Below are 24,008 nucleotides of genomic sequence, written 5' to 3' on the forward strand. Positions count from 1 at the left end.
TGTAAATTGTAAATTTTAGATTTTAAATTGAAGAATCTAAAATCTAAAATCATTAAATCTAAAATTAATTATGGCTTTATTTGAAAGTTACGACCGCCGGATTAATCAAATTAACGCGGTTCTAAATAGTTACGGAATAAAGGACATCGAGGATGCGAAAGCAATCTGTGATGCCAAAGGTATTGACCCGTACAAAATGTGTAAGGATATTCAACCCATCGCATTCGAGAACGCGGCATGGGCTTATGTAGTCGGTGCAGCTATCGCCCTCAAAAAAGGATGCACAAAAGCTGCTGAAGCAGCCGAAGCTATTGGTGAAGGGTTGCAGTCATTCTGCATTCCGGGATCCGTTGCCGCCGACCGGAAAGTTGGATTAGGACACGGAAATCTGGCTGCCATGTTGCTTCGCGAAGAAACGAAATGCTTCGCCTTCCTTGCCGGACACGAGTCTTTTGCAGCCGCAGAAGGTGCTATCGGTATCGCAAAATCAGCCAACAAAGTACGTCAACAACCCCTGCAAGTAATCTTGAACGGGCTGGGTAAAGATGCAGCCATGATCATCTCCCGTATTAACGGTTTCACTTACGTTCAAACGGAATTCGACTATTACACCGGAGAGTTGAAAATCGTGAAAGAAAAAGCATACTCCAAAGGAGAACGCGCGCAAGTAAGATGCTATGGCGCTGATGATGTACGCGAGGGTGTCGCTATCATGCGCCATGAAGGAGTTGACGTTTCCATTACCGGGAATTCAACCAACCCGACCCGTTTCCAACATCCGGTTGCCGGAACATACAAGAAAGAGTGCATGGAAACCGGGAAAAAATACTTCTCCGTGGCTTCCGGAGGTGGTACCGGACGTACCCTTCACCCGGATAACATGGCAGCAGGTCCCGCATCCTACGGTTTCACCGACACGCTCGGCCGTATGCACGGAGACGCTCAGTTTGCCGGATCATCCTCCGTTCCCGCACACGTGGAAATGATGGGCTTCCTCGGTATGGGTAACAACCCGATGGTAGGAGCTACCGTGGCTGTTGCCGTTGCCATTGAAGAAGCAATGAAATAATATATCCCATATAACTAACTGGTTATAAACAAAATAAGAAGATTGCTTGAAAAGAAACAAACTTTTCAGGCAATCTCTTTTTTAATCCCGGACAAATAAGATTCCAGAGATTATCAAGACGCACCCCCACGCGGTAATAACAATATACATCAGACACGCTTATTCAATACATAGCCTTACATCCTTTCGTTATCTCTTCCTTATACCATCGTTAAAACAGGCTCTATAGGAACGAAGAGATAAGAAAGACTTAACGAAAAGATAACGAATAGATGTAAGCGTTGGGAAAAGGGAGGCACGTCTTAACCCACGGGTCTTTTATGCTTCCAACGCCGGTGAGACCAAAGCCAGTACTCCGGGTTCTCACGGATAAAATGCTCCAACATACGGGTATGCATACGGGTTAACTCCCCCGGTTCCAACTCCCGGGGATTAGAGCTCAAATCATAAAACTCGGCATGATAGTATCCTCTTTTCACTTTCCGCAGGTTCACGAACACCACGGCCTGATTCAATTTCCGGGCGATTTTCTCCGTTCCTTCCATCACCGGGGTATCTTGATTCAGAAATTCCGTCCAAAAATTCAATGAATGCCGATTAGGAGTCTGATCCCCGATAAAACCGGTCATAGCGATTTTCCCCTCCTGCTGGTTTCTTATCATCACCCGTAAAGTATCCGCTTTCGCCAGAGGAGTCGCGCCGAAACGGCTTCTAATCCGACACGTCATCCGGTCAAAAACCTTGTTATGAATCGGCTTGTAAATAGGGATCAATTCGATTCCCGGTTCCCATAATTTATAAGAATACATCATTTCCCAATTCCCATAATGCCCGGAGAAAGCGATAACACTACGCCCTTGCTCGAAATAATGATGCGGGACATCCATATTCACCATCACGCACCGCTTTTTGATCTCCTTCTCTGAAATATGCCATAACTTATAAAACTCGGCAAAAGTATCACATAAATGACGATAATATTTCCAGGCTATTCGTTTACGTTCCTCCTCACTCTTCTCGGGGAAAGCATTTTTCAAATTCATATCCACCACCTTGCGGCGATAATGAATGCCATAATACAAAATGATAAATAATACATCGGTAATCAAATACATCATCGACAAAGGCAAAAAGCTTGCTACCCACAGAAATGCGTATCCTAAATACGAGCACAGATAAACTAATAATTTCATTCAAATGGTATAAATTCCACACGTACTTTGTTTGCTTCCCACCACAAACTTTTCAAAGATAAGAAAATTATTAAGCCTTCAATGAATAAAGTCTTTTTTTATACTTTCTCCACGTAATTTATCGTTTACCCCACTACCAAGCAGCATTTCGGCATTTCAACTGTACACACCCCCACCCTCCATTACCACTGTCAATACCTCTTTTCTCCTTTTTCACGGCGTTTCACAGGTTCCCGATCCGGTAGGACAGGACGAGCTGGAAACTCGAAAAGATCATGTTATGCTCAGTTACCCAACCTACCTATGCAATAATTGTTGCACGAACATGTTAAACAACCGGGGTTCCAGCAAGATCGGGAAGACAAGACCGAACACGGCACCGTAGAAGTGGGCGTTGTGATTGATGTTATCCCCGCCCCGTTTCGCCATGTACTGGCAATAAAACAAGTAGACAAAACCAAAAACGATACCGGGAATGGGAACTATCGCGAAGAAATAAATTTTATCCCACGGGTTCAGGAATATTGCCGTGAACAGAATAGCCGAAACCGCCCCGGAAGCCCCGATAGACGTGTAGTAAACATTATTCCGGTATTTCCACAAATCGTAAATTGATGCCGCGATCATCCCCCCGAAGTACAACAGCAAGAAACTCGCCCCACTGAATCCCAGCCCGGTAAACCAATTCTCCACGTACACGCCGAAAGAGAGAAAAGTAAACATATTCACGATCAGGTGCGTCCAGTCCGCGTGCACGAAGCCATGCGTGACAATCCGGTACCACTCCCCCGAATGTGTCATCCGGTAAGGAGAATAGGATAGTTTATTAAACAGCGAGTAATTATTAAAACAAGCAATTGACACGGCCACCGTGACAGCCAATATAATGTAAGTGATCATCGTAATCCTATTTTATATTCATTCAATGAACAAATATAGTTTTAATTGGCATAACATCATCATTCTCCTTGAATAAAAAAGGAAGTATCGTCCCAGACACTTCCCTTTAAAAACACAGACAAACAAAAATTAGAATTTAAACAACACGCTCTTCATCTCCGGTGGTTGACAACTATAGTCATCGCAACACTGGAAAGAAACGGAACACGTCAAACTTTTACCCGCCAAAACCTTCTTGTCAAGTGACAATTGCTGCCTGAAAACCACCTTACCTTTATAGATGGTAACCTGCTCCATGCTCTCGTAATCATACGCCCGGGGGAGTATCATCGCCCCGGCAAGACTCACGCCGTCCACCCGTTCGATCTCGATCCCCGTCTGGATAAAACCACTTCCCTCCGGCACGTGCGCGTAAATATGCCATCCCTCTTTTATATCCACCTCCAGCTCGAACGTGGCCTGATTGTCTCCCGTCATCACGACCTTCCCGCTCACCTTTACCACGTCATCCGGACTATTCCGGACATTTCCCACGATCACATCGCGAGACCCGTCCACGATATCATCAACAGTGGGCTCCTCCCGACGAGATATTCCGTGATGCATCAAACTCTTGCTGACCGGGACACATGACTTTTGCAAATACGGGTCTGCCGTCTTTGATAATTCCGCCTTCAACTCCGGGTGATTCCATGTATCAACTTGGAATTTATACCCGCCCATTTCCGTGAAGAACAGGTATTTCCCGTATTTCTTAAACCATTTCCGCCATCCCGCCACCGTCGGGAAATCATATTCCGTGTAACGTCTCGTCAAGCGATACCCCTTGTTCGCACGGGCCGAATCCTTACTCCCCAGAAGCTTGATCGCCTCGTCAAGCAAGCGAACATCATAATTAGCGATTCCTAGAGACTTCGCATCCTCGTCAATCTCCGGCGTCAACCCCTCTAAACGGAAATACGGGTAATTATCTTTATAGAATTGATAAAGTTCATCTTTCTCCGGGTCTCCGCATTTTTTATATTCCGTCGAAGCGTGATCCAGAAGCATCCCCGTCTTACGATAACAAAATTCATTCACCCACGCCCGGGCTTCCGAGCGAAAACGGGTGATACCCCGACGTCCGTTAAACCGGGCCATATAGCACACCGTGTTCACGAATATCTGCTTCGCCTGCTCCGTCATAAAATCGGGTGAAGCCGAAAAGCCCCAATGGAAAATATTCCCGGAACGTCCCAAGGCCATTCCCGTGATATCCTTCAAACTATTACTGCTCGATATAAACTCGCAATCCGGGGAATCATCAAACCCCATCCCCACCAGGATTTGCCCGACCCAGTATCCCTTCCGATCCCCGTTCGACTCCGTCTGCATCCACAACACGTCCAGTTCGGGGGGAATCCCGACGCCCGAATAATACTTCGTAAAATTACCCGGGGTTTTCACTTTCTCCTCCTTCAATTCCACCTTGATCGGTGTGTTAAAAATGGCATGTTCTTTCTTGTAAAAACAAGCATAGCCTTGAATAATGCAATGACATTGCGTCATGAACTTCGTCGGCATCGTGTACGTCAGATCGTCCGTGATCTCTCCCAGCACGATCAAGGCTCCTGAAAAATCTTCCGGGATATACCGGGGCAAGCCCAACGGACGTCCTCCCCGGTCGAAACTCTTCCCTTTCGCGTACAACCCGTAATCAATAGTGTCAATGGCAGGCGGCAGATCATCCATGATCGTCACGTCATATCCCTCTGAACGAGCCGCCGTGTAAACATCCGAACCGATTAAGTCCACTTTCGTGAAAAACTTATCCAACAAAGTCTTGAACTCGGCTCCCCGCGTGAGCGCTAACTGCTGCTGACGGGCGTTAGGAGCCGGCCCCGAATAGGCCCCCGTGTACACCTTCTCGGGATTATGCGCCACGATCAGCACCTTGAGGTCATACTTCTCCTGAGCCCGCACCGGGATCACGAACGCGAGCTCACTCAAACAAAACAGGAGCAAAAACAATGATATACTTTTCTTCATACTTACATCTTTTTTCATAACAGGGTAGGGCCCCGGGCAACCCGGTCCCTACTCCCGATTCCGTTACTGAGGCTTATAAATATCCCAAGCCAGTGATTTGTAAATAATATCCGTCGGACGTGATGTAATATTCTCGAATTTCTTCGTCGGTTGCAGGTTCGTCGTCACCCCGATCTTCGAAGCGTCATAAATATAAAACCCTCCCTTTAATGTCTCCCCGCTATTACGGTCATAGAAACCAACGTACAATTCCCGCATATCATAACTTACCCGCATAAAAGTAACCTCCTTCCCCTCGCCCAGGCTAAACGCCGCCTTGGAAGGAAATTTATTGTTCGGGGCCACATTCTTCGGGTACCACACGAACACGTTCGCCCCGTCGGCATAATAGACAGAATTATAACGCCCGTTAGGCACCAGCCGCATACCCTCCCGGTAAGTCGCATCAGGACAATCGAATTCTACTTTCGTCACGGTCTCGAAACCATTCATCCCGGCAGTAAATTCTATAATCATGTAATGATCCTGATCAGCCTTCTCCCGGCAAACAGAAAAAGCGTTGTTATTCTGCCCGGAATAATAATCCCCGTTCATGTTGAAAATTCGGAGTATATCATAACCATCATATTCATTCGCCCTTCCCCCGTCAACAAACACGTCACCCACCTTTGCCATCGTGTTGTTTGCCGGGTTCGTCCCCCCGTAATATTCAAAATAATTGATATTCGTGAACACCTTGTTATCCTTAACCCAATAGTACGCCAGGTTCATATTTGACCCCATCACGGTAAACAGATCGGCATAAAAAGCGTCCGCGTATTGCCCGGAAAGGTTACCCGTGGCAACTTCATAGAGACCGAATTCAGCTTTATTATATCCCAGCAAACGGTTTTTAGAAGTCAATATATAAGCCGTTGTCGCGTAAGTATCCATGATTGCCACCTCGGTAATCGTCTCGCCGGGGAAGGCCGCCACGAAATCCACCACCCAGAATATTTCAAAGGTCTCCGGGTCCGCCACGTAAATCTTGTCCCGCGTAAAAACATGAAGGTTTGCCTCGCTCTTGCCATAGGATATGATTGATTTCGCGATCCGGACCACGTGCTGTATGTCATATTCCGGGTTGATATTCTTCATGATATCCACGGCAAACGTCATCTGCTTGCCCTCCAGTATATCAGAAGCCGACAACTCTCGCCCGAAAGAGATCGTGGCCGCTCCCGTGTTATCATCATTACCCACCACGAAGTATCCCCGGTCATAAGCTCTCACCTCCATAACCCACGACTTCACCTCGCTGTAATCCTCGTTCTTCACCTCCAGCTTCAATTTATACAACCCTTTATCCAGGAACATATAATCCAGCGTTTCTGCCATTCCGCATTCAAACTCTTTCCCTAAAACCCCTTCTTGGGTAAGCGTGTTCGCCGTCCAGCGATAACTCAACGCTTTCCCCTCAATCTCTTGCGAGATCGTCGGTTTAAAACGAACAGCCTGTCCCAGATCGACGCTGATCGTGTCGGAAGGGGAAGTAATGGTTATATTCGAGAAATTCGGGTTATTTTCAGGATACAGCTCCTTGGAGTTATCATCTATACATCCCCATAACAGAACACCGAATATGATATATTGTAATATCCTTTTCATAGCCAATAGATTAATAGATTGTTGGTTTTGATATATTTAACTCTAACTCGGGATGAGCTTCCGAATACTCCCACATCTTCATTTCCACGTACATTCCAAAAGCATACGGGTAAACAATAGTCGGGTTATTCTGGTAAATCAGCGGCGGGATATCCAAATTCCGCCCCCAACGGGCAACAATCTTATCGAACAAATACTTGTTCTCCTGCTCCATTTCCCAGAAATACTTGAAGAACAATTGTCCCTTGAACTTGCTAAAAGCCCCCCACTTGTAACTGGCCCACCATTGTGGCTCGGCAGGCTCTTTATCATCAAAGGTAATCGTGAACTCCGAATGTCCCCTTACCAATAAGTCATCAGAATCTTCCAACTCGAAAGTCAGTATCGCCCGCGTGTTTTCCAACTCGGCATCCCGGATCAACTTCACCGGGATCGTCGCCTGCACGGAATCCGCCGGGAAAGTAAATTCTGCCGGGAGATCATAATACGCCTCTTTAGCCGCGATAAATTCCTCGCTTGCGTACTTGCCGGAATTAACCTTCAATTTCACCGTCCGGTCATAATCCCTCGGCATTCCCAATAACTTGATCGTTACCCCGTAAACATATTCCGTCTTCGAATCAAAACCGAAATTATAGAACACGGAATCCGTACTTTCATCGTATGCTAAAAAAACACCGTCTTTCTGGCTCACGTTATACACGGGGTAATCCTCGTTCTCACAAGCGATCAAAAGCGACGCTATCACCCCTAAAAATATCATTAATCTTTTCATATCCATTCAATTTTACTCTTGGGTTCTATACTCGAATTCCTTTTCCGGGATTGGGAACACATATACTTTATCCGAAGCCGGGATAACTTTCAATTCCGCATTTGAACGAATTTCCGCGTTCAGCTTCTTCATATCAAACCATCTCTGTCCCTCCCCGTACAACTCCTTGTACCGTTCGTTATACAAAAGATCCAAAGAAGGCGTCAAGGCTGGTTCCCGGTCCTCCAAACGGGTCAATCCCCTGGAAACCAACACGGGATTCAGGTAATCGGCCGCCTCATCCAACTTGTTCTCCCGGAGGTAAGCCTCCGCCACGATATAGTACATTTCCGGAACACGCATGAGAGAGATCCCGTCCACGAGTCCGCGATTCGAAGGAGTATTCTGCGCGCTCTCGATGATCGTGACATCCACGTTTTTCAACAACCGGTAGCTGGTTCCTCCCGCTGTCAGGGAACGTATCCACACCAAACGACCGTCAAGCCCCGCGTTATCCCCCAGATAGTTCGAATACACCTCGTTAAAATCAAACAAGAACTGGCCACCGGACGAGGCCTGATAAGGAGAAAAACTCGTCCATGACGCCCCGTCATACAACCTCAACTTCGTGGTCTCGACATATTTCGTTGAATACACGCCGAACAATGTCTCCTTCTGCGACAACGTCCCGGCCACCAACGTGACCATCTCGTCCTTAGAAGCAAGCGGGAAACGCCCGGAATCAATAACCTTCAATGCCTCCGTACGGGCATCCGCGTAATCCCCCTTCATCCGCAATACACGAGCAAGTAAACCCGTCGTGGCATAATAATTCAGATGCGTTTGGCGATATTTCATGAAATTATCAATATCGTTACCGGTATCCGTTCTCGGCCACGCGAGATTGTCTTTATCTTCTTCCAAATAAGTCTGAGCCTTTTTCAAATCAATAATAATCTTCTCGTACACCTCGCCCACCGTTGAAAAGGGCGTGTGTTTAAACGAGTACTCGGTCACGTACGGAATTCCCTGCACGCTCGCACTTTTCTCCACGTGAGGAGCAAAACTCTTTACCAGATCAAAATGCAACATGGCACGCAAAGCATACAACTCCCCCTTGTACAAGTTCAACAAAGGATAACTACCCTCCGATTTCCGTTCCAGATTATCAATAGCATTATTAACGTAACCGATAATCTCGTAAGGCACTTGCCACATCGACTCTAAAATAGTTGCCGCTTGTGAATAATCGTACCGTGTAAAATAGTACTGAGGGGTAACCTGACTGCTACACCCCAAATCCTGCGACAAAAGATCAAATATACCCCAGTTATAATACTCCCCGTACACCTCATTACTTTTCAACTTCCCGTAAATACCGGTTATCGCGTCCTCGCATCCCTGCACGTTATCAAACATGTCATCGTTAACCACCTCGGCATCAGGATTCACATCAAGAAAGCTATCACAAGACATGATAAACAATGCCAAACATAAACTCCATATTATATTAACCTTCTTCATATTCCTGCAAATTAAAATCTTGTACTAATCGTAAAACTTACATTTCGCGCGAAAGGATAGGTCGTACCTCTCTCCCTCACGATCGTTGAGAAATAAGCGATCTCGTTAAGCGAAAGGCTCAGATTCAAATCACTGAAACCCCATTTCTTGACCAAATCCCGATCGAACTGGTAAGCAAACGACATAGCCGGAATCGTCAGGTAATTCTCCTTCTCCACGAACCGGGAAGTATGAACATTCTCCGTCGTCCCGCTCGCCTTTTTACTCACGTACTCGACCACATCCCCCGGCTTCTCCCAACGCTTCGCGTAAGCCCGCCTGTCTGCGTTATATTTGGCATTGATAAGTTCCACCTTCTCGGCCCGGGTTGAATTATACACGTAGGCACCCAAAGAATATTGCGCGCTGATATTAAAACTAAAATTCTTATAAGACAACATACCGGAAATGGCCCCTCTCAACTTCGGCTCGGTATCACCCAAATCCACCTTATCCTCCGAATTATAAGTTTTCGTGTATTTACCATCCTTGGTAATGAATATCTCCTGACCATCAGACGGATCAATACCTGCCGAACGAACGGCATATAACGTCGTCGATGATTTTCCTTCAACATACAACTGGGTCGGCGAACTACTCAAAAGGGCCGCGTTCTCACTATTCTGGCGGCGAAGCACATCCCCGATCTTAACCAACTCGTTGTAATTCTTGGTCCCGTTCACGTTGATCCGGCAATACCAATCATTCCGGTTTACGACCACCCCGGATACAGAAAACTCGAATCCCCGGTTCAACTGCTCCCCGACATTACTGCTCACGCTTGTTACACCCGCGGAATAAGGCATCGAGATCGGCACGATCATGTCGACCGTACGATTATTATAATAATCAAAATTCACGTCAAGCCTCTCCTTCAATAAAGACGAGGTTATACCCACGTTTATATTCTTTGTCACTTGCGCCTTCAAATCCGTGTTACCCATCGTGATCGGCACGGCTCCCGAACCCGCTTTCCCGTTCAATTCCGAATCGTAACGATAAGTCGTGATCGCTTGATAAGAAGCGAAATTCAAACTACCCGTGTGCCCGTAACTGGCTCTCAAGCGTAATAAATTAACCACATCGCTATCGGCAAACCAATTCTCCCGATGCACGTTCCACCCGATTCCCGCACTCCAGTAAGGTTCATACCGTTGGTCTTTCCCGAATTTAGACGACCCGGAAAACCGCAAAGAACCGTCGATGAAATACCGTCCCCTGTAAATAATATTGGCAGCCGAAATGAATGCTACCCGCGCGCTCACGTCGCTCTGACCACTCGGATGACTGTCTGCCGGGTACTGATGCGCGAAGGTAATGTCGGTCAACTTGTCGTTCAGGAATCCCTGCGCGGAAAACGAATACGGGGAACTCTTGTCCTTATTGATCTCTCCACCCGCATTAATAGAAAACATCGAACCCATATCATCCAGGTTACGGTTAAAATTAAACGTCAACCTCCCGGAATACGAAACGGCCTCTGAAGAAGCGATCGTGTAACGACCTTTCTGGGCCGGATCAACCACTTCCGCGTAAGTATGCGACAACGGGGAAATGTAATCGTCACTTCTCGTGTCCGTGCTGCTGATATTACCACTAGCCGAAATAAAGAATCCTTTCATCACGTTCCAGCGAAGCGTCGAATTTATCGTGTACTCCTTTGATTTCGACGTTGAAGAAGAAGACAGGGAAGCCTCGTAAAGCGGGTTTTCCAAATTGTAGGAAAGATCATAATTCAGCTTACCGTTAGCATCATAAGGAGCATCGTAAGGATTCGCCTGCACGTACTTGGAAAAACTCCCGTACTTGGAATTCTCCACGTTCGTCTGGGCATAATTCGCACGGAAGGTGAATATCAACTTCTGGTTATAATTATAGGAAAAATAAACACCCAACCCCAACCTCTCGCGGGCATCCGCTTTCATCACACCGTGCGTGTTACTGTAATTCCCCGTCAACTGGTAGGTAAGCCCCGAACCTTCCCCGCTCAAATTCAAACTATGACTGTGTGAAAATGAATTTCGCAAAGGTTTTGACAACCAATCCGTGTCGATACCACTATTTACCCGCGCCAATTTCGGCAGATACTCGTTCACGTAAGACTCGCCCGTGTACCCATCGTCCTCCGGATTCCCGTAGAGACCGGACTGTAACTCGAAATCGAGCTTCTCCCGCGCGTCCATCAAATCATAAGCCGACAAATCCGGAAATTCCACTTTACCTGTCAGACTATAAGACAACCGAAGGTCTTTTTGAATATTTTGCTTGCGAGTAACCAGAATTACCCCGTTAGCAGCCTGCTCCCCGTAAAGAGCCGTTGCCGAAGCATCTTTCAACGTGGTCACGCTCTCGATATCGAATATATCCATATCATACAACGCCTGAACGGAAGATTCCACCCCGTCGATAACGATCAAGGGAGCATTCACCCCCACGGTCTGGCTGGCATTCAGAGAACTCGTACCGCGGATAATGATATCAGGCAGACTATTGGGGTTAGAGCCCTGCGCGTTGTTCGGTTTGATCTGAATCGAAGGATCCAGAATAGCAAGCGCGGAAAACACGTTCGTCGTGGATATTTTTCGTAAATCATCCCCCGCTACCGTTTTCAACGCTCCCGTGAAACTCTCCTTACGCCGTTCGAAATAACCTGTCACCACAACATCCTCCAAGGCCACCTCATCATCCTCCAGCACGATATCCAACTTCTTGCCCGGGGAATATTTCACCTCTTGTTTCTTCATTCCCACGAACGAGAACACCAGCGTCACCGTGTCCGAGGGTATTGTCAACTTGAAAATACCATCCACGTCGGTAACAACACCTATATGCGTGTCCTTGATCAGGACAGTAACTCCCGGTAAAGGATTACCCTTCGTGTCCTTCACCGTACCGGAAATCGCCCGCCCGTCATTCTTCTCCGGTTCCTCGTTCTTCGGCTTATTCACGATATAAATGATGTCTTTCTCAAAAAAATAACGTAACGAAGAATTTTTGAACACCTCATCCAGCACCTCTCGCACATTCCTTTGGTCCACTTTCACGTTAAAAGTCGGAAAAGTCTTCACGTGTTCTTCGTTGTAAATAAAACGTAAGCCCGTTTGCTTCCAGATTTCCTGACATAATGTATTCACGTCACATCGCTGCAGATTCAAGGAAACTACCTGATTTTGAGAGTAACCGTGGGCAGTCACCCCCGGTACAGAAAAGAAACAAAAAATCATCAACGACCGCAAAATTTTGAATGCGGCTGATTTTTTCATGCTGAATACAGCATATTTCCAATTAGATTTCATAAATTTGTATGTTAAAGATTTCACATTTGAATAGGTATCCGTTTGCCAATTGGGCCTATTCATTTTTTTATCTTTCTAAAGATGAAGATCCTCACACTATCTTCATCTTTTTTTATCATTTGCTTACAACGACGGTTCTACCGTCAACTTTTATCCGAGCCTCTGAAATCTTCTCGAAGGCATTGAATAAATCCTGAACGTCTTTATAACGTTTCAAATTTCCTGATAATCGAATCTCCTTTAACTCCTTGTTTTGATAAAACACGTCCAAATCATACCACCGGGCCAACTTATTCATGATTGACTCCAACGATTCGTCCTTAAATATAAAATCTCCATTTTTCCAAGCGACATAGGACAACACATTTACATCCTCCACCCTCATCGCCCCGTCTGATTTAAAATAAGCTCCTTTCTGATTGGGTTTCAACATCACTTCCTCATCCCCGCATCTCATGCTCACGGACCCTTGTGTCAACACGGTCTCTACCCGGTCTGCCTCGTAAGCATTCACGTTAAATTCCGTCCCGTATACCTTCACGGTAAACTCATCAACCTGTACCAGAAAAGCAGCGTCGGAATTTTTCACCACGTTAAAATAAGCCTCTCCCTTCAAATAAACCACACGCTCTTTCCCCATGAAATGAATCGGATAACGCAATTCGCTTTCCGCATTCAACCACACCTGAGTACCATCTTCCAACACCAGCGAAAATTCTCCACCCCGGGGTACTTCAACACGATTCATCACCGCTTTCGCAGAAGCGTTCGCTCTTTCCTTTTCATAAGAAAGCTTTCCCGTCTCGCTCACTTTTATTGAAGTCCCGTCCTGTTCCTTCAGATCCCTGGCCTCACCACCAATCTCCACGGCCGCACCCGACGATAGATACAACTTCGCCTGAACCTTTCCCGGTTGAATCATTTCGTTCCGGGTCAACCACTCGTTCTTCGAACTTTCGGACCACACGAACCATCCCCCGATACTGACCATCAGCACCACAACAGCCGCCACTCGATACCATAATTTCACACTCAACGGTTTTCTCAACTTGCGACGGAACGTGTTGAAATCCGTACGAGTCTCCCGTGCCTGCACGCTCCACAATAACTCTAGGTGAGTCTTTTGAAAATCTCTGAAATAATTCCTATTCTGATCGTTCTCCTCCATCCATGCCTCGACCTCTTCTCGTTCGGATGTCTCCATCTCTTCCAACAGATATCGAAGTAATCTCTCGTCTAATTTGTCTTGACCTGTCATAGTTTCATAATTTAACTATAATACAGTCCAAGCCCCAAAGTCATTTAGTCAAAATCAAACTTTTTTTTCGAGAAAAATAAATACAGGAAAACATCCGCCTCATTACCAGCTCGTTGTCTCAATTTTTTCAACGCTGTAACCAAAAGAGAATTTACCGTGGCGACAGATATACCCAACTCTTCGGCGACTTCTTTATACTTCATCCCTTTCAAATAAACACATTGAATCACTTCACGCCCTCTCGGGGGTAATTCTTCAAGAGCCACTTCCACACGCTTAAACACCTCCTCCTCGAAGTTGTCATAATCCTCCCAAGGGCTTTCAAAATGGGTCACGTCGCTGGCACGGAACAACGGATCAATCTTATCAATCCGGTTTAACGCCTGATTCCGAACGGAGATAAACAAATAGGACTTCAATGTTCCCGGCTGCAAAGTATCCACGATAGACTTCTCCCACAGCTTCACGAACAAATCCTGCACCAAATCCTCCGAACGAGCCACATCTCGCAGAAATGTCGCAGCCCAAGCTACAAGGGGCTTATAATAAGTCTTGAAGAGAAGTTCCATTCCCTCCATCCTGTGTACCTTTAGCTGTACGTAAATTTCTTCGTCAATGGCTTGCATAAGGCTATTTTTGATTGCAAAGATACAAATTTACATAAAAATCACCACTCCCAAACAGATTACTTACGACCCCATTTACATCCAAAAAAACAACTATAATGTTGTCGGTTTATCCTTCTCCCCGACAAACGCACTCCGGCTCGCGTACGTCTTATCATCTCCGTGAATATACAGAAGAGTTCCACCTTTAATCGTGTCGATGATTTTCTTGCATACCGCCAAAGGCAAAGCCGGACATCCCAAGCTCCGTCCCAATCGCCCGCAAGAACGGATCGTGGAAGGATCGGCATAAGCGGCCCCGTGCATCACGATCGCCCGGTCTTTGGCCCGGTCGTTAATCCCTTTCTCCAACCCGTCAAGCACCAGAGAATACCCGTTCTTCCCGTAATACGTGTTCTCGGTCTTGAAAAATCCCAGGGAACTCTTGTACGATCCCTCCCGGTTAGAAAATGAAGTGGCGTAATTCTCCCCGCTATTCCGCCCATGCGACACGTAGGACACGAACAACACCTTCTTCAGCTTCAGATCAATCACGTACAAACGTTTCTCCGTGGAAGGCTTCGTGAAATCAATTAACGTCAGAATATCTTTTTTCTTCGCATCAATCCGGTTATACCCGTCAATCGCCCGTTCAAAAACATCGTAATCAATCGTCTCCTCCAACCCCATTTCATGGTAAAGACAACGACTATTCACCGGAAGACTTCTCCCGGCAGCCACTCCCAGTCTCGTTCCCCAGCAAAAACACCCGATCATCAAAACCACGAACAATACACGCATAAAAAATCCATTTTACATCAATCAAACACGATTACCAACGTCTTTTCCACCTCCGCCCAATCGTACATGAACTTGGCATGTGACGTCGCGTTGCGCACGCACATGTGTGAACGAGGCGTTGTACCGAGCGACCAGCTATATTCTATCAACTCGTGTTCCGGGTAATTCACGGGTACTCCGTGCAAATAAGCTCCTCCCGTGAAACGACTGGCATAAGGAGCAAAACCTCCCTCTTCATCCGTCCCGTCTTTCAGGAAAAGCATCTCCGACAACTTCCGCTGTATAAAATATATTCCCGGTGGTGTCGGCTGCTGGAATGGCGGTCTATTCGCACCCGTGGTAATCGGGTTCATACTTCTCACCAACCAAACTGCCCCTTCCTGCTCCAGTGTCGCGATATTCTGATTCGTTCGATCAACAAATATAACTTTTTTAATCGAAAGTGGCCCAATCAATTTCAGATATTTTCGTGGCACGTACCACGACCCGCCAAAAGTGGCCGGCACGATTTGGTAATAACCGGCACTATCGCAAATCACCGAAACGTAAGCTCCATCCCGTCCGTAACGTTCCGGCACGCTCAAATCATCCAGCCGGTACAAAGGTATCCCCTGATGACGATTCACCCCGAACGTATCCTGTATCTGCTTGTATTTATTCGTCACGTATTTCCTCGAAAGCGGTGGAATCCCGTTCTCATTCTTGTAATTCCGGAGAACCCCGTACCCGTCATTCCGCTTTTGGAAAGCTTCCAGCGAATCCAGGAAAGCCGAAATTTTCGTCCATTGAAAGCGGCGTTCCTGCTTCCCGTACTTGTACGTGTCCGCTAGCGTGTGCTTGTCATATAATAACCTTTTTTCAATCTTCACGGCGGACACCTCCGTCCCGAAGCATAGCAAAAAAAGAATTGTTATACAGTATCTTATCTTAATCTTCATCATTTTCTCGTTCGTATTTTGTAGTAAATACGTTCACGAAAAGAAAAAGATATCTTATTACACGATCACAATCGTTAAAAACCATTTATTTCTCTCTTACCAACACGTCCCCTTTTCCCCAAGATACTTTCCTGTATCTCAAAGTACTCGCTCTAATATCTCTCTAGTGCTTCTCCGGTAAGTTAATTGAAAGTTAACTGAAAGTTGATTGAAAGTTGATTAACCGGAGAGTCAATTTATCCTCGATCTTTCCCCTACTTCCCATCAATATACAAGCGAGACACACCGGAAACACACCTGCAACATCGACGAGTCACACCACAATACATAAGAAAAATCCCTGATATCAACCGCGAATTCGATTGACATCAGGGATTCTATAAAATATCGACTACTACTCGGATAAATCGTTTATGCCGGGATCAAACCAGTGATCAAGATCAAAACCAACAATCCCAAGATAGCGTACAACTCCGGGAACACGGCCAACACCATGGTCGTTCCGAACACGTTATAACCACTACCGATAGCCACGATACCGTTAGCACATACCTGAGCCTGACGGATAGCCGAGAAGAAGGCAACCAAACCCAATCCTAAACCCGCACCGAAAATAGCAGAAGCAGGTCCCCAACCCATATCAACATTCGTCAAGAAACTACTCAACAAGAAATATCCCACGAAACCATACAATCCCTGAGATGAAGGTAATGCCGACAAACCGATATACTGACCGGAAGCCGTCGGGTTTTTCTTCAAAGCTCCCACGGCAGCATTACCGCAAATAGTAACTCCATAAGCACTTCCGATACCTGATAATGCTACCATAATTGCAACTCCTAAATAAGCTAATAAAATTGGTTCCATAATTCTAATCTATTTAATTTGTTATTTTTATATACTTTATCTTTTTTGTTATTTTACTTTTTTCCGGAATGGTTCGTACTGTTTTCCACCACCTTCGAACCCGGCATTCTTGTAGAATTCCACGAACGTCAAACGCATCGGGTGAACGAACGAACTGATCATACACAAACCGAAATTGATCGAATGCCCGATAATCAGGATCAGGAATACCGCGATGAATTTCACGATAAAAGGCAGACCTCCCGTAAGCTCGAAAGCCAACGTGTTGAACACGCCTCCCAGAATACTACCCGTAAGCCCGATAGCGAACAAACGGATATAAGACAACGTGTCTCCCAACAATCCCGTGGCCATGTTGTAAGTCCCCCATAACCCCGAACCGATATTCGTGAATATACCTTTACCCGGGGAATTCAAGAAATAAATAGCTATCGCGCAGATAGCGAGAATTCCGTAAAGAACATATTTCACGACCTCGGGCAGGACAACCTTCAACATCGGCAAACCGATCACCACGCCAAGCACGATGATCGCGATCACCCACCCCAACGTGGAAAGAGCGTGTTTGAAACCGAACAACTTCGTCAACCGGGCCGCGTTCAGACACATCCCGTAAAGAATCTGTATGATACCGATCACCACGGCGATAATCATCATCGGGTTATACCCGCCCAGATATTTTCCGTAATTGGCCTCTGTCAGGAAATACTCCTTTACCCCTTTCAACCAAGGCCATTCCACGGAATCAAGAGCGATACCGAAGAACGATCCGGTCACGATTCCCACGAATACCGTGGTAATCCCCAGGAATTGCCCTAACAGCAAATATCCCTTCACCGAGGGTTTGGCCTTTCGTCCCAGGAAGAAACAAACCGCCCAGATAATCAAACCATACCCGCCATCGCCCATACACATCCCGAAGAACAGCATGAAGAAAGGCGCCAGGAAAGGCGTTAAATCCAACTCCTTGTATTGCGGTAAGGCAAACATCTCGGTTACCGGCTCGAACAGGCGGGAATACCAACCGTTCTTCAACTGCACCGGAACATCATCTTCCGGCGTCGGGCGACTGAACTCGAAATAGACATCCCGGGTTTCAAGAAAACTTCTCATCTCGTCCTCCTTCTCCGCCGGAATCCATCCTTCAAGAGCAATCACCTTTTCGTCAACCAACGTCTCGGCCGCATCCTCCACTTTCATCTTATCGACAATCTCCCCGACACGCAGACGATACTCTTTCAAGCGGTCAATCGCGTCTAAAGAAATATAATCCAGCTCCTCGCCAATCTTTAACGACTCCTTCTGCAAACTTTCGATCTGCTCGGCTAGTTCTTCCGCGGTCGCTTGCGGAAACACGTAAGGATCTGCCTCCAGATTCACGTCCGTACCCGCGTGAGTCACCGTGACAAAATACTTTTGTCCCATCATTTCACCGATTACCACGGCATCGTACATCTCTTCCCATTCTGCCTGATACTTCTGCTCCGGCACAGAAAAGAAATGCAACTCCCAACCGGCAGCTTCCAACCCCTTGATCTTCTCCCGGGAGAATTTTCCCCACGGCCGATACAACGAGTAATCTTTCTGCAACACGGATAATTGCTGATCTATCTGATCAAGCCTCGTGTACAAACCTTCCAGAAACTCCAGCAAATGCTCGTCGTCCACTTGCACTTTTTCCTTCCGCTCTGCCTCGTTCCGGCTTTGCATGTGCGAGATCATCTCCCCGGCACGCTTTATCAACATCAACTTTGCCTGCAAATTAGCATCTTCAGCCGAACGTTGCGTGTTCTCGTGAATATGTACCATTCCCTTTTCCCGAAGCCCTCCGAGAAACGATTGATATTCCTTGTAAAATATCAACAGGGATAATTTTTTCATTGATACTATCATAGGCTATTCCTCCATCAATTTACGGGTCTTCACGATCTTCTGGGACGACTTGGACAAATTCTCCTCGTCCTCCAAGAAACGTTTAATCTTCCGGATTGCCTCCTGGAATCCCGGAATCTGCACTTTCTCGTACAAGTTCACCTTCTGGGTTGTCTTCTTTCTTGCCTTGTCCAAAAGCTCCATTTTTCTCGCGAAAAACTCCCTTTCCAAAGCAATAGAAACCACCTCCTTGATGTACTCAACTCCGTCAAGTAGCCACCCCGGTTGATTAAACAAGCTGAAATCCTTTATCTCGTATTCCACCTCGTCTAACACCGGAGTCTTTACCCCGGCAATCTTCTTCACGGACATCTTCACATCCTTCACGACCAGTATGTCTTCCACGTACTCGTCATAAAGCTGCAACATATCGTTCAGTGAATTCAGCGTCTCCTCCAACTTCACGTTAAACTCATCCGCCACCTGTTTCGCCTTCTTCACCTCCGACCGCAAAGCCGACTCCTTATTCTTGATGGTAGGCAATGCCCTTACCCTCATCTTCAACTGCTTATCCAGCCCTTGAAGCGATGTCTTATTATATTGAAACTTTATTGCCACCTTATCAATTTTTAAATTATTCAGTGATTTCCGATTCTGTAATTCTGTGATTAACGCTCTTTGTTCAGATTTGTACTTTTTGTTCTGATAGAAGCGACTACCATTGAAACCAACTCGTTTATCTCCTTTTTCAACCCATCTAACTCCTCAGCTCTCAATAAACCAGATTCTTCAATGATCTCAAGCCAGTAAGCAGTTTCATCAGCTTCCTCTTCAACAATTCTCATTTTGTTGATAAAATCCTTATCCGATTTTGCTCGACATACAGCCCTGTAATTAGCCCCTACCGATAAAGCCGAACGTAAAATTTGATCTTTCACAACCCACGCCAACCGAGTCTCCGGAAACTTTTCAGTCATCCGAATAACAGCCAATCCAAATTGTTTTGTTCTACGTTTAAACTCTATCTGATTCATCACTCAAATCTTATCAATGATACAACCACTTAATCCAAAATCTCTCAATCACCTAATCAATAATCATACAATCGGAAATCACCTAATCACTGAATCCTCCAAATTCATTAACGATTTCCGACTTAATACCCAATTCCGCCTTGTTAAAGTATTTCCGGAACAGCTCCCACGCGGTATCCAGCATCTGTTCAACACTGATATTCACGTCGATTGCCAACAAGCTATTGGAATAATCTTTGGCGAAATCCAGAGTACGGCGGTCGTAATCCGTCAGGTCGAAACCGTTCTCCATCTTCGTGCGGGCATTGGCTGCATCGGCATACAGACGGATAGCGGCATTCATCACTTGCGGGTGATCCTTACGGGTTTTCTTACCGATCACGAGCTGTTTCAAACGAGACAAGCTTCGGAACGGGTCAACAATAACCTTACCGATTTCCGTGTCCTTACGCAAGAACAACTGTCCCTCCGTGATATATCCCGTGTTATCGGGGATAGCGTGGGTAATATCACCGCCAGACAACGTGGTCACGGCAATAATCGTGATGGAACCTCCGGCGGGGAACTGCACGGCCTTCTCGTAAATCTTCGCCAAATCGGAATACAGAGAACCCGGCATAGAATCCTTCGACGGGATCTGGTCCATACGGTTAGAAACGATACTCAATGCATCAGCGTACAGGGTCATATCCGTCAACAATACCAGCACCTTCTCGTTCTTATCCACCGCGAAATACTCGGCAGCAGTCAGGGCCATATCCGGAACCAGCAAACGCTCCACGGGAGGAGCCTCCGTCGTGTTCACGAAACTAACGATACGATCCAACACACCGGCATTATCAAACAGGTTCTTGAAATACAGGTAGTCGTCATTCGTCAATCCCATACCTCCCAAGATAATACGGTCGGTCTGCGCCCGCAACGCCACGTTTGCCATCACCTGATTGTAAGGCTGGTCGGGATCGGCAAAAAACGGGATCTTCTGTCCGGACACCAACGTGTTGTTCAGGTCGATACCCGCGATACCGGTAGCGATCAACTCGGACGGTTGTTTACGACGAACCGGGTTCACCGAAGGTCCGCCGATTTCTCTTTCTTCCCCGTCCACGGAAGGCCCTCCGTCAATCGGGTCACCGAAAGCATTGAAAAAACGTCCGCACAGATCGTCACCCACCCTTAAGGTAGGAGCCTTTCCCAAGAATGTCACTTCTGCATTCGTCGGGATCCCTTCCGTTCCGGAGAACACCTGAAGGGTTATATCATTTCCCCAAATCTTCACGACCTGAGCCAACCGCCCATCTACAATAGCCAGCTCGTCATTCCCGACGCCCTGGGCATTCAACGTACACGTTGCCTTCGTGATCTGGGTAATCTTTGTATAAACTTTTTGAAAAGCAGTCGTCATACAATTTATTTTATTATTCTGTAATTTACGATTCCATGATTATGTGATTCTCGGATTTTTAATCACTTAATCATCATATCACCTAATCACTAAATTTTACTTTTTCTTTCTCTCATTAATGATCTCGTTCACTTCCGCTTCGTACTTCTTGAAAGCCTCCGATTGATACTCGGAATAGTTCATCTGTTTGAAGCCATTGATGATACGTTTGAAATAAGGATTAACCTCCTCGAACGTGTCAAAGTTAAAGTCGGAACGAACCACACCCAAAACCATATTCAACATGTACTTCTGGCGATCCATCGAGGTTGAACCGTCGATGTTATCAAAAGCATCCTGTTGCAAGATCACGAAGTCAATCAACTCGGATTTCCAGTATACCACGTGATAATCCAAAGGCACACCGTCATCTCCCAAAATATCAATCTGCTCGGCAGTCTCCCGTCCCCGAACCAGTATGTTACGAGCCTCATTTACATCCGCGATCCACGTGTCGGAAATATTCTTCTTGGCAAACTCGATAAATTCCGGGTACTCCAAGTACTTAGAATACGACTCCAGCGTGTCGATAGCCGGATAACGCTTTGCATCCGCACGAGCCTGGGACAAAGCATAAAAACAACGTGCCACTTTCTTCGTGGACTCCGTCACCGGTTCTTTCAAGTTACCCCCGGCAGGCGATACCGTACCGATAAAAGTCACGGAACCCGTCTTGCCGTTGTTCAAATACACCATTCCCGCACGAGCGTAAAAGTTAGAAATGATCGCGGACAAGTCCATCGGGAAAGCATCCTGTCCCGGCAACTCCTCCATACGGTTGGACATCTCACGCAATGCCTGAGCCCAACGAGAAGTCGAATCGGCCAGCAATAACACCTTCATCCCCATGGAACGGTAATACTCCCCGATCGTCATAGCCGTGTAAACGGAAGCCTCTCGGGCTGCCACGGGCATGTTCGAGGTATTCGCTATAATCGTGGTTCTCTCGTACAACTTACGCCCGGAACGCGGGTCCTCCAACTCCGGGAACTCGGTGAAGATTTCCACCACCTCGTTAGCACGCTCACCACAAGCCGCCATGATAATAATGTCCGCATCGGCAAACCGGGACAAGGCATGTTGCAACACCGTCTTTCCCGTACCGAACGGGCCGGGAATAAATCCGGTACCCCCTTCCAGGATCGGGTTCATCGTGTCGATAACACGCACCCCTGTCTCCATCTGACGGGAAGGACGCGGTTTATCCACGTAATTACGGACAGGCACCTTCACCGGCCATTTCTGAACCATCGTCACGGGAACCTCTTTTCCCGCTTCGTCTTTCAGCACCGCTATCGTATCTTGAATCGTATATTCTCCGGCCCCAACGATCGAAGCCACGGTGTACTCTCCTTTCAGCTTGAAAGGCACCATAATCTTGTGATCCAGCCAGTTTTCTTTTACATTACCCAACCAATCAGCTCCCGTCACCTTATCACCGACCTTGGCTAACGGGGTGAAACTCCATTTCTTATCTGTTTCCAACGGATTCGTGTACTCCCCGCGTTTCAGGAATACCCCGGTCATCTTGTCCAGGTCATTTTGAAGACCGTCAAAATTCTTTGATAGCAAACCGGGCCCCAACGATACCTCCAGCATGTGATCCTCGAATTCCACCAAAGTGCCGGGCTTCAATCCCCGCGTACTTTCAAAAACCTGCACATAAGCAATATCTCCCACAACCTTAATAACCTCGGCCATCAACCGCTCGTTTTCAAGCTGTATAAAGCAAATCTCATTCTGAGATACCGGCCCTTCGGTACGCACAAGTACAAGGTTGGAAATAATACTATGAACTTTTCCTTGTGTCTTATTCATATTTCAATTTGTAAATTATTCTGATTCTTCAATCTCCTAATCGGCAATCATTCAATCACCCAATTACTTAAATTCTTCCGCGAACTCGAAACTCTTCCTGAACTTATCGACAACCTCCATGAAGACCTTGCGTCCAGATTCGGAACTCATCTTGCTCCACCTCTCGACAATCATCAGTTCGAGCATAAAACTCAAAACTTTCTCTATGGAAAAATACTCGTAAACAACAGACTCCTCGATAAAATCCCAAAGCAACAAATCCAGCCCTCGTTCCCGTTCAACAAGATTCGTATTTCCTACCAACGAGATCACCCTTTCCACGTACGGATATTCCATTGCCAACCCGAAATCTTTCGAATTCGAAGTTCTCAAAGCCTTGGAAAAAGCGTTATCACCGATAATCTCCGGGGCAACCTCTTTCCCGTACTTCTTACAAGTCAAGGCGGTTACCAGATTCTTCACGTTCATCGAAAACTCCGTGTAATTTCGGATAAACTTATTATTACACTTCATCAGGTAATCATAATACATCCAACTCAACACGTTCTCCGGAGAAACGTCATATTTCAAATGTTCTCCTTTAAAGTCCGCGATAAATTGTTTGAGATAAACAGGTAAAGAATGAACGGGTTCGGTGATTTCGTCTTCCAGACGTTGGATGGGATACACTGTTTCAAGATTGGTGTCGGGAGCCATTTTATTCAGCAACCGCAAGACTTGTTTATTATCGGCAGGTAGGAAAAACAGTTCCATCAACTTTACATCCTCCTCCTTCAATGCCCCCTGCGCTAATTCCCGAAACCCATTCACGGATAACGCTAATTTGCGATCATCCCAAAAGACCTCCGGTAGTCCCGCAATCAAACAGTAGTAGTTATTTTTAAATATCATATCATCCATTCTGTGATTCAACGATTTCAT

19 protein-coding genes are annotated in these 24,008 nt (G+C 46.3%); 1 reads left to right on the forward strand and 18 read right to left on the reverse strand.

Annotated elements, in window-relative coordinates; all coding sequences use genetic code 11:
* Positions 1-70: 70 nt before the first annotated feature.
* Entirely contained in the window at positions 71-1,069 is a 999-nt protein-coding gene (locus DWW52_RS07855; RefSeq protein WP_118714901.1) for a GGGtGRT protein, read from the forward strand.
* 302 nt (positions 1,070-1,371) lie between these two features.
* Here DWW52_RS07855 and DWW52_RS07860 read toward each other — a convergent pair whose 3' ends face one another.
* The 18 genes from DWW52_RS07860 to DWW52_RS07945 form a co-directional block, all read right to left on the reverse strand.
* Positions 1,372-2,262: a lysophospholipid acyltransferase family protein gene (locus DWW52_RS07860; RefSeq protein ID WP_118714902.1), complete on the reverse strand. Its 891-nt coding sequence runs from the start codon at positions 2,260-2,262 to the stop codon at positions 1,372-1,374.
* A gap of 297 nt (positions 2,263-2,559) precedes the next feature.
* A complete protein-coding gene (locus DWW52_RS07865; protein WP_118714903.1) occupies positions 2,560-3,162 on the reverse strand; it encodes a rhomboid family intramembrane serine protease in 603 nt (200 codons plus the stop codon).
* 129 nt (positions 3,163-3,291) lie between these two features.
* Positions 3,292-5,190 (reverse strand): protein-disulfide reductase DsbD domain-containing protein, encoded by a 1,899-nt coding sequence (locus tag DWW52_RS07870; RefSeq protein WP_158582521.1) that lies wholly within the window; start codon positions 5,188-5,190, stop codon positions 3,292-3,294.
* 63 nt (positions 5,191-5,253) lie between these two features.
* Positions 5,254-6,837, reverse strand: a complete 1,584-nt coding sequence (locus tag DWW52_RS07875; protein WP_118714905.1) for a hypothetical protein — start codon at positions 6,835-6,837, stop codon at positions 5,254-5,256.
* A gap of 10 nt (positions 6,838-6,847) precedes the next feature.
* Positions 6,848-7,612: a DUF4843 domain-containing protein gene (locus tag DWW52_RS07880; protein WP_158582522.1), complete on the reverse strand. Its 765-nt coding sequence runs from the start codon at positions 7,610-7,612 to the stop codon at positions 6,848-6,850.
* Between the two features lie 12 nt (positions 7,613-7,624).
* On the reverse strand, positions 7,625-9,115 hold the full coding sequence (locus tag DWW52_RS07885; protein WP_118714907.1) for a RagB/SusD family nutrient uptake outer membrane protein: 1,491 nt from the start codon (positions 9,113-9,115) through the stop codon (positions 7,625-7,627).
* 11 nt (positions 9,116-9,126) lie between these two features.
* Complete coding sequence (locus DWW52_RS07890; RefSeq protein ID WP_158582523.1) at positions 9,127-12,450, reverse strand: SusC/RagA family TonB-linked outer membrane protein; 3,324 nt, start codon at positions 12,448-12,450, stop codon at positions 9,127-9,129.
* Positions 12,451-12,565: 115 nt separating this feature from the next.
* Positions 12,566-13,708: a FecR family protein gene (locus tag DWW52_RS07895; RefSeq protein ID WP_118714909.1), complete on the reverse strand. Its 1,143-nt coding sequence runs from the start codon at positions 13,706-13,708 to the stop codon at positions 12,566-12,568.
* A 44-nt stretch (positions 13,709-13,752) separates the two neighbouring features.
* On the reverse strand, positions 13,753-14,334 hold the full coding sequence (locus DWW52_RS07900) for a sigma-70 family RNA polymerase sigma factor (protein WP_118714910.1): 582 nt from the start codon (positions 14,332-14,334) through the stop codon (positions 13,753-13,755).
* Between the two features lie 93 nt (positions 14,335-14,427).
* Positions 14,428-15,003, reverse strand: a complete 576-nt coding sequence (locus tag DWW52_RS07905) for a murein L,D-transpeptidase catalytic domain family protein (protein ID WP_233556778.1) — start codon at positions 15,001-15,003, stop codon at positions 14,428-14,430.
* 128 nt (positions 15,004-15,131) lie between these two features.
* The gene (locus DWW52_RS07910; RefSeq protein WP_233556768.1) at positions 15,132-16,055 is read right to left on the reverse strand and encodes a L,D-transpeptidase; all 924 of its coding nucleotides are present in this window, start codon (positions 16,053-16,055) and stop codon (positions 15,132-15,134) included.
* Between the two features lie 408 nt (positions 16,056-16,463).
* Complete coding sequence (locus DWW52_RS07915; RefSeq protein WP_118714912.1) at positions 16,464-16,919, reverse strand: ATPase; 456 nt, start codon at positions 16,917-16,919, stop codon at positions 16,464-16,466.
* A 48-nt stretch (positions 16,920-16,967) separates the two neighbouring features.
* Positions 16,968-18,800: a V-type ATP synthase subunit I gene (locus tag DWW52_RS07920; protein ID WP_118714913.1), complete on the reverse strand. Its 1,833-nt coding sequence runs from the start codon at positions 18,798-18,800 to the stop codon at positions 16,968-16,970.
* Positions 18,801-18,815: 15 nt separating this feature from the next.
* Positions 18,816-19,409, reverse strand: coding sequence for a V-type ATP synthase subunit D (locus tag DWW52_RS07925; RefSeq protein ID WP_118714914.1), 594 nt, complete (start codon positions 19,407-19,409; stop codon positions 18,816-18,818).
* Between the two features lie 50 nt (positions 19,410-19,459).
* Entirely contained in the window at positions 19,460-19,825 is a 366-nt protein-coding gene (locus tag DWW52_RS07930; RefSeq protein WP_118714915.1) for a four helix bundle protein, read from the reverse strand.
* A gap of 82 nt (positions 19,826-19,907) precedes the next feature.
* Complete coding sequence (locus DWW52_RS07935) at positions 19,908-21,230, reverse strand: V-type ATP synthase subunit B (RefSeq protein WP_118714916.1); 1,323 nt, start codon at positions 21,228-21,230, stop codon at positions 19,908-19,910.
* Between the two features lie 96 nt (positions 21,231-21,326).
* Positions 21,327-23,087: a V-type ATP synthase subunit A gene (locus DWW52_RS07940; RefSeq protein WP_118714917.1), complete on the reverse strand. Its 1,761-nt coding sequence runs from the start codon at positions 23,085-23,087 to the stop codon at positions 21,327-21,329.
* A gap of 63 nt (positions 23,088-23,150) precedes the next feature.
* Positions 23,151-24,008 (reverse strand): DUF2764 family protein, encoded by an 858-nt coding sequence (locus tag DWW52_RS07945; protein WP_233556770.1) that lies wholly within the window; start codon positions 24,006-24,008, stop codon positions 23,151-23,153.

The sequence above is a fragment of the Odoribacter sp. AF15-53 genome (assembly GCF_003479425.1).
In the GTDB taxonomy this organism is placed as follows: domain Bacteria; phylum Bacteroidota; class Bacteroidia; order Bacteroidales; family Marinifilaceae; genus Butyricimonas.